This window comes from Moraxella lacunata, from assembly GCF_002027545.1.
Classification (GTDB): domain Bacteria; phylum Pseudomonadota; class Gammaproteobacteria; order Pseudomonadales; family Moraxellaceae; genus Moraxella; species Moraxella lacunata.
On record NZ_MXAN01000077.1, the window covers coordinates 1 to 12,186 of the forward strand.

The 12,186-nt window shown below is 45.2% G+C and carries 14 protein-coding genes; 4 read left to right on the forward strand and 10 right to left on the reverse strand.

Going from position 1 to position 12,186, the window contains the following annotated elements; translation table 11 throughout:
- Positions 1–65: 65 nt before the first annotated feature.
- The 8 genes from menA to B5J94_RS10280 form a co-directional block, all read right to left on the reverse strand.
- Positions 66–980, reverse strand: coding sequence for a 1,4-dihydroxy-2-naphthoate octaprenyltransferase (gene menA / locus B5J94_RS10245; RefSeq protein ID WP_062501621.1), 915 nt, complete (start codon positions 978–980; stop codon positions 66–68).
- A 61-nt stretch (positions 981–1,041) separates the two neighbouring features.
- Complete coding sequence (gene pssA, locus B5J94_RS10250) at positions 1,042–1,836, reverse strand: CDP-diacylglycerol--serine O-phosphatidyltransferase (protein ID WP_062501617.1); 795 nt, start codon at positions 1,834–1,836, stop codon at positions 1,042–1,044.
- A gap of 272 nt (positions 1,837–2,108) precedes the next feature.
- A complete protein-coding gene (locus B5J94_RS10255; RefSeq protein WP_062500113.1) occupies positions 2,109–2,987 on the reverse strand; it encodes a 23S rRNA (adenine(2030)-N(6))-methyltransferase RlmJ in 879 nt (292 codons plus the stop codon).
- Positions 2,988–3,042: 55 nt separating this feature from the next.
- Positions 3,043–3,558 carry a hypothetical protein gene (locus B5J94_RS10260; RefSeq protein WP_228144583.1) on the reverse strand — a complete coding sequence of 172 codons (516 nt, stop codon included), beginning with the start codon at positions 3,556–3,558 and terminating at the stop codon, positions 3,043–3,045.
- A gap of 73 nt (positions 3,559–3,631) precedes the next feature.
- Positions 3,632–4,117: a Holliday junction resolvase RuvX gene (ruvX, locus tag B5J94_RS10265; protein WP_062500111.1), complete on the reverse strand. Its 486-nt coding sequence runs from the start codon at positions 4,115–4,117 to the stop codon at positions 3,632–3,634.
- Positions 4,118–4,203: 86 nt separating this feature from the next.
- Positions 4,204–4,710, reverse strand: a complete 507-nt coding sequence (locus tag B5J94_RS10270) for a YqgE/AlgH family protein (RefSeq protein ID WP_062500115.1) — start codon at positions 4,708–4,710, stop codon at positions 4,204–4,206.
- A gap of 654 nt (positions 4,711–5,364) precedes the next feature.
- Positions 5,365–7,044 (reverse strand): DNA repair protein RecN, encoded by a 1,680-nt coding sequence (recN, locus tag B5J94_RS10275; protein WP_062500110.1) that lies wholly within the window; start codon positions 7,042–7,044, stop codon positions 5,365–5,367.
- Positions 7,045–7,376: 332 nt separating this feature from the next.
- The gene (locus B5J94_RS10280; protein WP_062500108.1) at positions 7,377–8,213 is read right to left on the reverse strand and encodes a hypothetical protein; all 837 of its coding nucleotides are present in this window, start codon (positions 8,211–8,213) and stop codon (positions 7,377–7,379) included.
- A 199-nt stretch (positions 8,214–8,412) separates the two neighbouring features.
- On the opposite strand from B5J94_RS10280, the gene B5J94_RS10285 reads away from it, so the two are divergent.
- The 3 genes from B5J94_RS10285 to B5J94_RS10295 are packed head-to-tail and all read left to right on the forward strand — an operon-like array spanning position 8,413 to position 10,014.
- Positions 8,413–9,330, forward strand: a complete 918-nt coding sequence (locus tag B5J94_RS10285) for a LysR family transcriptional regulator (RefSeq protein ID WP_062500106.1) — start codon at positions 8,413–8,415, stop codon at positions 9,328–9,330.
- 55 nt (positions 9,331–9,385) lie between these two features.
- Positions 9,386–9,724, forward strand: coding sequence for a type II toxin-antitoxin system RelE/ParE family toxin (locus tag B5J94_RS10290; protein ID WP_079364122.1), 339 nt, complete (start codon positions 9,386–9,388; stop codon positions 9,722–9,724).
- Positions 9,721–10,014 carry a helix-turn-helix domain-containing protein gene (locus B5J94_RS10295; RefSeq protein ID WP_062500102.1) on the forward strand — a complete coding sequence of 98 codons (294 nt, stop codon included), beginning with the start codon at positions 9,721–9,723 and terminating at the stop codon, positions 10,012–10,014. The genes B5J94_RS10290 and B5J94_RS10295 overlap by 4 nt, the downstream gene beginning before the upstream one ends.
- 172 nt (positions 10,015–10,186) lie before the next feature.
- Here B5J94_RS10295 and B5J94_RS14375 read toward each other — a convergent pair whose 3' ends face one another.
- Complete coding sequence (locus B5J94_RS14375; protein ID WP_169838811.1) at positions 10,187–10,333, reverse strand: hypothetical protein; 147 nt, start codon at positions 10,331–10,333, stop codon at positions 10,187–10,189.
- Positions 10,334–10,392: 59 nt separating this feature from the next.
- Here B5J94_RS14375 and B5J94_RS10300 point away from each other — a divergent pair, with 59 nt between their 5' ends.
- Complete coding sequence (locus tag B5J94_RS10300; protein WP_062501623.1) at positions 10,393–11,589, forward strand: amino acid aminotransferase; 1,197 nt, start codon at positions 10,393–10,395, stop codon at positions 11,587–11,589.
- An 82-nt stretch (positions 11,590–11,671) separates the two neighbouring features.
- On the opposite strand, the gene B5J94_RS10305 is transcribed toward B5J94_RS10300, so the two are convergent.
- Positions 11,672–12,186: PH domain-containing protein (locus B5J94_RS10305; protein ID WP_143821968.1), on the reverse strand; the 515-nt coding region annotated here is incomplete at its 5' end.

Sequence of the window (12,186 nt, forward strand, 5' to 3'; positions counted from 1 at the left end):
GATAGTTTTTGGTTGTAAAGGAGTTTTTTGTGGATTTTGTGAAAATGTTTGTAGGGAGTTGATTTTTATAGAAAAATAATTGTCAAAAAATTCACTGTAATCACTAGTGCCACGATTACTCCAAGTTCCTTACCCAAACGAGCAAGGCTATGGCGGTGTGTGATGACGGCATGGGTATGCTTGATAAGTAGGGGCAAGCATAATACCAACGCCCACCCCCTATCGCCAAAGGCAGTAACATGATAACCATAGCACATCATCGCCCCATATAAAAGAACAAGATAGCCTACAATACGATAGCGACCCAATACAATAGCGAGCGTCGTCTTACCACTGGTGCGGTCGGTGTCGGTATCTCGCAGGTTATTGATGTACAGCACACAGGCAGACAACAGCCCCACACCTGTGGCGATGATGAGATTTTGGGCGATGTCCACCCTGCCCGTTTGTAGATAATAACCGCCAAGCACCGCCACATAGCCAAAGAAAATGAGAACAGCAAGCTCGCCAAGTGCATGATAACCATAAGGTTTTTTGCCCATGGTGTAGCCTAATGCCCCCAAAATAGACACCATCCCCAAGCCAAAAAACAGTACAATTTGGTAAACCGTTAAAGGACTTAGCCAAATCAGCACCGCCCCTGCCATCATGGTTTGGATAAGCCAAAGGACAAGCCACGCCCGAAATCTGTCTGCCGACACCGCCCCACTGCCGACAAGGCGAGCTGGGCTGTCATGATGACGGTCTTGGTCGGTGCCACGAATGCCATCGCCCAAATCATTAGCAAGGTTGGACAAAATTTGCAACGACAAAGCGGTATAAATAATAAGCACACACAGCACCCAGTTATCCGCCCTAAATCCGCCAAGCGTGCGATACACCAAGCCCTGCCCCACCCCAAGACTCATAATGGCAATAGGATAGGTGCGTGGGCGAGTGGCGTGGATAAATTGGGCGATGGGCGAATTGGCAGATGACATGATGAGCCAAGTGGGTTTGTGAGTTGGGTTTTAAAGGTATTTTTGAGCGTTTTAAAAATATTTAGGCTTTTTCTTTTTTTACCCTAAATGTCGTCCAAAACCCCGACAAGGCATAAATTACGCCAATGGCAAGCACTCCCACAGGAATGTCATGTAGGGCAATGCCCATAATAAGCACGCCAATAATTAGCCCAACAAAGGGGATTTTTTGGCGGTCAAATTCTTTAAAACTATAATATTTGACATTACTCACCATAAGCAGTCCACAGATGACCGTCCACACCGCACAGATGGTGGCGAGTAGTTGGGGGCTAAAATCTGCCCCATGGTCTCTTGCCACCATCACGCTTGATGTTACCAAAATCGCCGCCAAAGGACTTGCCAATCCGATAAAGTATTTTTTATCCACCGTGCCGATTTGTACGTTAAATCTTGCCAAGCGAAACGCCGCACAGACACTAAACACAAAGGCACACGTCAGCCCAAACCGCCCAAACTCATGCAACGCAAAATGATACATAAGTATGGCAGGGGCAAGCCCAAAGGCGATACAGTCGGCAAGGCTGTCTAACTGCTCGCCAAAGGGGCTTTGAGCATTTAGCATTCGGGCAGCTCGTCCGTCCATACCGTCCAAAATGGCGGATAAGAAAATAGCAAGGCACGCCTTATCAAATCGCCCTTCGCTACTGGCAACAATAGAAAAAAATGCCGAGAGCATGGACGCACTGGTGATGAGATTGGGAATGGGATAGACCCCACGGCTTATCTTTTTTTGATTGCCGTGTTGTTCGGTCTCAACGACTTCAAAGGTAATGCCGTCATGGTCGTCTGGGTCTTTTGGGGTTTGGGTTGTCATGGTGTTTTTATTTTTAAAATGAATGGGTTATTGTTAATTATGATGTTGGGTAAATTGCAATTCACCCCTACACGTTCAATTTTGAATAGATTTCCTGCAAAAGCCCAAATTAAAGAAAACCGTTCGTGGTGAGCTATGCCTGCCCATAACGGTTTTCCGCTACCCTTCGACAGGCTCAGGGTGAACGGAAAACTAGTTTTGCAGGAAGTTTAATACATTTAATTGAACAATACCAATTTTAATTTCTTAATCAACAATATCTTATCTTAAAATCACTCCCCAACCAACCATTTAACCACCGCCATGTCGTCCATGCTCATGGCAGGAGCGTCTTTTGGTTTTAGGATTGGGGCGAGCGTTTGCAAAATGGCTTTGGCGTGTTCGTCAAATTGCCAAGGCGGATTGATGATGTGTAGCCCTGTGCCGTTCATGCCCACTGCTACGTCATTGGGGTATAGGTTTAGCTCACAGACAAGCTGACGGCGAATGTCGGTGCGTTTCATTTTTTTATAAAACAGCTCTACCGCTTCTTTATTCTTGATAGGATACCACAGCACAAATGTTCCTGTGGCAAATTTCTTATGACTTGCCACAAGCAAATCTACTAAACGGCTAAAATCCTTATGCTCCTGCTCAAAAGGCGGGTCAAGCAGGATAATGCCACGCTTTTCCTTGGGCGGCAGCACGGCAGGCACACCTTCAAAGGCGTTGCGATGATGAATGCCGATGGGGAGCTGATAAAGCTGATAATTTAGGGCATCATACTCGTCTGCCACCGCTTCAAAGGCTTCGGCACGCAAGGGAGCGTTGTCCGAATGGTTTTGGGCGTGGTTGGCAATCCACCAAGGCGAACCTGGGTAGACGTGCTTATCATAGGTTTTGCGAGCGGTGTCAAGGTCTAATAGATACTGGGCAATGGCTTTTGGCGGTGTGCCAAGGTTGGCATTTTCTAAGGCACGAATGCCCTTGTCCGCTTCGCCTGTTTTGGTTGCTTCGGTGCTTTCAAGCGAATACAGCCCACGCCCACCATAAGCGTCAAGCACATAAAAGGGCTTGGCTTTGGCACTAAATTGGGCGAGCAGTTGGAGTAATAAAATGTGTTTGGCAACATCAGCGAAGTTGCCTGCATGGTAGGCGTGTTTGTAATTCATGGGAAAATGCGTGTAATTTTAAATGACTTATGGTAGCATAACTCACGATTTTTGGCTATTTTTTATTTTCATTCTCGTTTTCATCGGCTTTATCAGTCGGGCTATTTAGAAAATTTAAAAACTTCTTTAAATTCACCCGAAACAAAAACGGCATACCAAACCACGCAATCATCGCCAAAAACAGGCTCATGTAGAACGCCACCGCCCAGCCCTTAATCGCCATGGCAAAAGTAAATGCGAGCAGCCCCATGCCCACCACCAAAATCATCTTTAAAATGCCTTTTTGGATAATGCGATAGCGACCCAAAATGAACAGATGATACAAACTTATCGGCATGGACAAGCCAATTAACACATAGGGCAAATAATGAAACGCCCAATACACCACTCCACTATCCTTGAACGTCGCCATGCTCGCCAACGTACCAAACACGCAAAAACACACAATCGCCCCATAGCCCAAATACACGCTGACATTGGCAAGCCCTATCGCTTGCGTGATGACTTGGACGATTTGCTGATGTTTGGCTTGGGGATTGGATTGGATTGGGTTGGGGGCGTGGTTATCCATGTGAGTCCTTTTATTTGTTTGGTCGGGCGGTGCTTGGGCGTGCCTAATTTGATATCGGATGAGATTACACGCCCTAATCTTTGCCTTTTTGTTCATTATCATGATAACTGCCGACATAGCGGGCAAGCTCTGGTGAGTTAAAATAACCATCAACCAACAAGCACGCCGAGACATCATCAATCGGGTCTCGCTCGTGCTTTATCCAGCCACGCTCCCACGCCATCATGCGAGCTTCGTGCGATGACAGGCGTTCATCATACATATATACCTGTACGGACAAATGGCGTTCGCCCAGACGGTGTGCCAGACGGCGAGCGAATTTAGCCGCTCGTTTAGAAAGCATGGAATCAGTGCCGTCCATGTTCAGCGGTAAGCCGACCACCACCACATCAATCCGCCACTGCTCGATGATACCCAGTAGATTATCCCAGTCGGGCTGTCCGTTATCCATCGCCAAAATGTCAAAGGGGCGTGCGTCCGCACTTAGGCTGTTACCCAGTGCCATGCCCATTTTTTTGACGCCAAAATCTAGGGCTAAAATCAAAGTCGGTGTCGTCATGAAATTCCTATTATTTGGCAAATCAAAAATTAGTCTCAAGGTAAAGCAAATTGGCTTTTTAACTTTTTAAAACATCACGTTTAAAATCAAGCAAACCCTGTTGCTAAGGTAAATTTATCAGGGTTAATGCCCAGTTTGTCATAAGCCAACATCACTCTGTCTTCAAACTTCGCCCGAAACAACATCTCCAAATCAGCAGGGCAAACCAGCCAGTCCTGCTCGCTTATCTCCCGCTCCAACTGCCCTGCCGTCCAGTTACAAAACCCCATGCAAAGCAAAAAGTGGGGCAAGCTGTCGCCCGATATCAGACTTAGTACGTCTTTACTGGTTGTGATACACACGTTCTCGCCCACCGCAAACGATGATGCAAACTCGGGCAGTCCTGTGTGTATCACAAAACCTGCTTCGGGACGGATAAAACCCCCATGCATGGCAGGGGTGTTCATCGCTTTTTGACTGGCGGGCAAATCAAGCTCGTGCAACAAACCGCCCACCGAAGCATTAAGGGGCTTATTAATCATAAATCCCCACGCCCCGTCAGTGCTGTGACGGCAGATATAAATCAATGCGTCAGTAAAGCGTTCATCAGGCATGGACGGACTGGGCAATAAAAAATGATGTGTTAAATTGGAAAATTTTTTCAAATCAGCTCGCTTAGGGATATCATTATCATTAGGGTCAATATGGGGCAAAATCGCCATTTTACAAGGTTTGTGAATGGCAAATGGCACATCATCACAATTCATCTGTCAGCCATGCCTTTTATATTGGGACAAATTACATCCTATTCTCAACTTTATATAAGTGATTGATTTATCAAGGGCGAATTGCAATTCACTCCTACAACCCAAAAAATAATTATAAGGCAATCAATAAACTACCATTTTAAGTTGAGATTGAAGTGAACTATTTTAGCAAATAAGGATGAGTAACACACCTAACGAACTTAATATTTATCACGGACTTGTAGGGACTGGCTCCGCACGTCCTTTAATAGACTTCTTTCCANNAACCCTAGTATTTATAAGGGTTTACGTTTAGTTTGGAAAAAGCTCTAATGTTATTATTTTTGGTATTGCTAATTAACCATACCTTTGGGGTAGATTTGTAGGGGTAAATTACATTTGTCCTGTGATAAAGTGTTGATTTTTGGGCGAATAAATTGCCCCCCTACACATCCAAATTTTAAAATATATCTTTATTGAACAATACCTAAAAACCAATCAGCTCGGTCATCGGTTGAATAGTTACTGCATTTTGACTTTATTAATATCATCAAGCAAGCCCTTGACGTGAGCCCGAGTCGCTTCGGTGATGTTCACCCCACCTGACATGCGTGCCAACTCATCAATCTGTCTGTCACCCGTGATGATGGACAAATGACTCATCGTCTGCTCGCCATGTTCTTTGTGTACCAAGATATGACGGTGTGCCGCCGCCGCAACCTGTGCTTGGTGCGTGATGGCGAATAACTGCTGATGGTCGCCCAAACTTCTTAGTAGCTCACCCACCACCTGAGCTGTACCACCACTGATACCCACGTCCACTTCATCAAACACCAAGGTCGGACGTGTCTCTTGATTCACGCCTGCACTCATGACCTGCATGATGAGAGCCATGCGAGACAGCTCGCCCCCTGACGCCACTTTGTGTAGCGGTTGCATGGGCATGCCGACATTGGCACTAAACATGAGAGCGATGTCAAACATCCCACTACCACCATACTGATGTGTCTCCTTGGGGCTAAACTCAAAGACACAGCTGGCGTTCGGCAGGGCAAGTGCCGATAAGCGATGAGCCAGTTCGTCAGCGATTTGTGGGGCGATTTTGGTACGTTCGTGGTGCAGTTTGTCCGCCGCACTCACATACTTATCCCACGCCACTGCCACCTGCTCATCCATGGTCTCGTTGTCAGGCAGGCTCTCTAATTTGTCCAGCTCTGCCTGCCATTGCCCTGCCTGTGCGGTCAGCTCGTCTGTGGTCGTGTGGTATTTTTTGGCAAGGCGATGAGCCAGCCCCATGAGATTATTAAGCTCATCTAGTCGCTCTTCGTCAGGCAGTGACTGCTCGGCATAGTCCACCAGCCGTGCCACCGCGTCATCTATCTGCTCGGACGCTTGGGTAAGTAGCTCGCTACACTCGGCGAACACTCGGCTTTTGTCAGACAAGTTATCACAGATTTTTAGACTGCGTGCTAATAGACCTGACACACTCATCTCATCATTGTCTAGGTGCGTGACTGCTTGCACCGCTGACTGCATGAGATTTTCAAGGTTGGACAACTCATCATACTCTTGCTCTATCTCGCTGATGTCCACCGCCATGAGTGGCTCAATGTCGCTTAGGCGTGATGACAAAAGTGCCATGCGGTCGGCACGCTGAGTGGACATGGCACGAGCGTCATCGGCTTCTTTTTTTAGGCGTTGGTATGTCCCAAAGGCGTCTTTGGTCGCTGATTTTAAGGCATGCAAGCCCCCCACATCATCTAGCCAATCGATGACAAACTGCGGTTTTAGTAGTTCAAGCCCTGCATGCTGTGAGTGGATATTGACCAAAATACTGCCCAGTGATTTTAGTTCGCTAAGGCTTGCTGGCACGCCATTTATCCATGATTTTGAGCGTCCGTTGGCACTGATTTTACGGCGGATGAGCAGTGTGTCTTCTTCTAGCTCTCGCTCATGCTCGGCAAACCACTGGCTCACTTTGTCATTATCGGTTATATCAAACTCGCCAAACACCGACGCTTCACTCTCGCCAAAACGCACCATGCCAGCATCAGCTCGTCCGCCCACACACAGCGATAAAGCATCCAATATCAAGGACTTACCTGCACCTGTCTCGCCCGTGATGACATTAAAACGCTCATCAAAGATGATTTCATGGTGCTTAATCAAAGCCAAATTATCTAAGGTTAGGGCTGTTAGCATGAATGTTCCATTATAAGTATGAATCGTTGCGATATTTTAGCACAATCAGGGCTTGTTTGGATAATTTGGTCGGGCAAAAGAAAATTGCAAGCCCAACCCATCAATCCCAAGCCTAATTTTAAAATTATCTAGGATTGATTTTAACCGTTTAGACTTTTAAAAATCAAATTCCACTTTTCCGTCCAAATATACAAATTATCGATTAAAAAATACATTTTTCCAAAACACAAACCAACCGTAGATAAATTTAATAGCCAATATTGCAAATACAAATGCGAAATTCCAACTAAAACCATGTACCCAATGCTCTTTATCAAACAATAAAACAGCACTCATATCCAAGAAAAAAAATACAGAATTATCGACACAAATAATAACATCATTGCCAATGTAGCCACACTAGAAAAAATAAAAGAGCCAACAGAGTGAATGTTTCTTGGGTCTACACTCAGTCCACCGAGCCAGTCCAAAGGCCGCCAAATAATCGTTGCAAATGCAAATAAGATGAGTGGAAAGCAAAAACTTCTAAATACTTGAAATAAAGCAGTTGCTCCACCAAAGCTAGAAGCCAAAAACTCTCTTTCGGAAGTGTAAAGTTGATACAATTCCACATCACTAGGCTTAATTCTAACAAAAAATAACTGATGATTAACCCCCTCATCAGACACAAAATCTGTATTTGCCCGCACCCACTCAATCAATGCACTTGCCCATCTTGGCTCCCACAACAACGCCATATCCTTCACCCACGCCGAAATAAAAAACACTTCAAATAAAAAATATGAACCAAGAAATACCAACGCCCACCTTTGGGCGGGTCGCATGGCAAGACCTCCTGTATGAGCAAGCTCTGCTTCTACTTCTGCTCTGTCGTATTCATCAAGTTCATCTAGGGCTTGTTGTAATTCTTGTTCTCGTTTTGCGGTGTGGGTTTTTGAAAAGAAAAGCTTAAACCAAAAGGGGCAAAGTGCCATACAGGCACAGATAAATAGATAAAAGACAAAATTAAAGAACAGATTTTGCTGTAAGCTAAATCCTTGTAATTCAAAGCCTAAAAAGATAAACCCAACAAAGAACCAAAAACAAATGATAAGAGCATAATAAAACAGATTGTCTTCATACAGACGATTAGAGACAAGCCAGTCGGCAATGGTGTCGGTGTGGGGCATGGGCGTTCTTTGTGGGTAAATAAAACAATCTTAGCATAGTAGGTGGGGTTTGTCATTGTTTTTACATCGTCGCCAAATACAGTATTTTTATCAAGCGAATCCGACTAATTTTTATCCAAAAAATATTTTATCCGCCCCCTTGTATCTTGGCAATTATCATTTATAATATCATCTTATATATTTATTAAGGTTAATAATAATGAGCACCACCCTACGCCAGCTAAAAGCCTTTGTGCTTGTCGCCGAGCAAAACAGTTTTACCAAGGCTGCCGAGACACTGTGCCTGACCCAGTCTGCCCTAAGCGGTCTGATTAAGGAGTTGGAACAAAATCTTGACGTCAAACTCTTTGACCGCACCACACGCAAACTACACCTATCAGACGCAGGTTCACGGCTACTGCCACAGGCTCGGCGAGTTCTCAATGAGATGTCAGTACTCAACGAAAAAGTCAATAACCTAAAATCACTACACCAAGGACACGTCCGCCTTGCTGTCTCTCAGCAGTTGTCTGCGTCCACCATGCCCAAATTTGTCGCCAAGTTCTGTGAGCTACACCCCAACATTCAGGTCACGCTCACCGACTGCTCGGTGGATAATGTGGTTGAGCATATTGAGAACCTAGAAGCTGATTTGGGGGTCGCTCCCGAACGTCCTTATTCTGATGATTTGAATGTGGATGTGCTGTTTAGCTCGCCTTTTTATTTGGTACTACCGTCAAACCACCCCTTTGCCCAAAAAGATGAAATCACATGGGCGGACTTACTTGATGAAAAACTCATCACCCTAAACGGGCCTTTTATCAAAAGCCTACAAAACGAACTTCCCAATAACATTTCAAGTCGTATCTTTAACCCTGATTTTGAGATTAATTTTCTCTCAACCGCCCTTGGCATGACCCGAATGGGACTTGGGGTGACGTTATGCCTGCTCTATGCTACCGAATGGGTGGAACTATACGGGCTGGTCATGCGACCCATCAGCGAGCCTGTGGTAGAACGCAAATTTTTGCTCTACACCCACAAAAACCGCTCACTGTCGCCTGCCGCTCTTGCCTTTAAGGAATTTTTGATTAATAACGCTGGGGATTTTTTGGTCAGTAAGCCCACAACGGTATAGAATGGGTTGAAAAAATATAAGTCTTGACTTATAATTTTGGTAAGGGGGATAAATCTTGTACACCGTTTTAATGACCGAGCATTTTACCGAATGGCTGACAAATCTAAGTCAAAGCGAACAAGAAAGTGTGGCTTATGCCATCAAGTTACTACAAACTTACGGTCATGAGCTTTCACGCCCTTATGCCGATACGCTTTATAATAGCACCATCTCAAACCTAAAAGAGTTGCGTATTCAACATAGTGGTAAGCCATACCGTGCATTTTTTGCCTTTGACCCAAAAAGACAAGCCATTTTGCTATGTGCAGGCGACAAAACAGGCGACAAACGTTTTTATCAACGCATGATACCCCTTGCCGAGAGCTTATACCAAGCCTATTTGGAGCAGTTATGAAACTTACCAATTTTGATGATTTTTTTGGCAATTTACCCAAAGACAGCCAAGAACGTGTCAATGAGCGAGTTGCCGATACCTTAGTCAGTATCCGCCTAAGCGAGCTTCGCAAAAATGCCAAACTTACCCAAGCTGAGCTTGCCGACAAAATTGGCGTGTCCCAATCCGCCATTTGCCAAATGGAAAGTGCCGACAACCCCGAATACGCCACCATCAAAAAATACGTCCAAGCCCTAGGCGGAAAGCTCATCGTTGAGATTGATGGCAAGCAGTCGGTATTATTTGGCTGATAAACAATCACTAGAAACAAAAAAATTTCCCCCACAACCGCCCGATTTTGCGTTATACTGACACGGTTTTTATTTAGGACGTGTTGAACCTTTATAACACATTTTAACATTAAATCTCTTTCNNGGGTTGAAGTTTTTAAAAATCCATAAAAATCAGGATTTGGAAAGAAGTCTATTTAGAAATTTCATAGAAATAAAATGGTGTTTTTGCATGAAAAATGGCTAAATCTTGTTTTTCTTCGTCAAAAGCTTGTTTGATAGAATGACTATCAAACTTCACTTTTTCCTTGAAAAACGTGCGATTTCTCTCATTTTTCATTGCAAATACAAAAGTTCAACATGCCCTAGTTTTTATCCACAACAACAAAGGTATTTGTTATGTTTGAACACGTTACCCCCTATGCTGGCGACCCGATTTTGGGTCTCATGGACAAATTTGCAGGTGACCCACGCACCGACATCAAGGTAAATCTTGGCGTGGGCGTGTACTACACCGAAGACGGCAAATTGCCCGTCCTAGAATGCGTCAAAACCGCCGAAGGACGCATCGCCAATCCACCCCGTCCCCGTGGCTACTTGCCCATGGACGGTTTGGCAGGTTACAAAAAAGCGTGCCAAGAGCTACTGTTTGGCAAAGACAGCCAAGTTGTCAAAGACGGACGAGTTGCCACGATTGCCACCTTGGGCGGGTCTGGTGCCCTAAAAGTCGGAGCGGACTTTATCCATGCGTGGTTCCCCACCGCCAAATGCTATGTATCCGACCCAACATGGGGCAACCACATCAGCATTTTTGAAGGGGCAGGCATAGAAGTTGGCAAATACCCCTACTATGACGGGGCGACCATTGGAGTCAAATTTGATGAGATGTGTGCGTTTTTGAACACCCTAAACGAAAATGACGTGGTGCTACTACACCCATGTTGCCACAACCCCACAGGCGTGGATTTGTCAAATGAGCAATGGGACAGCGTGCTTGACATCATCAAAGACAAAAAGCTCATTCCCTTTATGGACATTGCTTATCAAGGCTTTGGCGATGACATGGACGGCGATGCGTACGCCATTCGCCTAGCGGTAGAAAAAGGCTTGACCGTGTTTGTGTCAAATTCTTTCTCCAAAAACTTATCGCTCTATGGCGAGCGTGTTGGCGGTCTGTCGGTGGTTGCTCCCACCAAGACGGAAGCGGACACCGTGCTTGGGCAATTAAAATTCACCGTTCGCCGTATCTATTCTAGCCCACCGTCTCACGGTAATGCGGTGGTGGATACCGTGATGAACGATGACGAGCTATTCAACCAGTGGGTTGGCGAAGTGTACGAGATGCGAGACCGTATCCGTGAAATGCGTCAAAAGCTCCAAGATGTATTGACCCAAAAGCTCCCCGAGCGTGATTTTAGCTACTTTACCAAACAGCGTGGTATGTTTAGCTTTACAGGATTGACCGCCCCGCAAGTTATCCGCTTGCGTGATGAATTTGCCATTTATATGGTGGAAAACGGGCGTATGTGTATCGCAGGACTAAACAACGCCAATGTAGAATATGTCGCAAACAGCATGGCAGAAGTATTGAAATAATCCACTTGCCATAAAAAACCGCTCCGAATAACTATCGGGGCGGTTTTAGTTTATCCTATTTAACCCTTAGTGACGCAAATAATTAGCCACGCAAATAATGCTCAAACACTGCCCCAAAGTCATACTGACGAATGGCATTTAGGCGTTCGTTATAGCCTGCTTCCACTTTTTGCACCGTTTGATTGATGACGGTGGGCAGACTCATAATCACCGCTTCTGGCACGTCTTTTAAATTAAACATGCCTGTCACGGTCTCAAAGGTCTTCTCTAACACCATCTCATCATGATGAATTGCTTGACAACGCTCGGCAATGGCGGTCAATGCCTTATAAATGTCTCGCACGCCTTCGATTTGACTTTTGTCAATGTCAATGCTAAATGCCACACCGCCCAAATGAAACTTTAATTCCACGTCCAAATCCATCGTCCCTGCTGTCTCAATAGATACCTGACTTGGGGCAAAATAACGATAAGGATAGCGTTTTAGCGTGCGTTTTTTGCTTGTGGCGGACTGCCCATCTAAGTGGATAAAGGCGGTGTTGGTAAAGCAATATTCGTCCATTTTTGACTTGATAACAAAATAGACCTCTTTCCAAA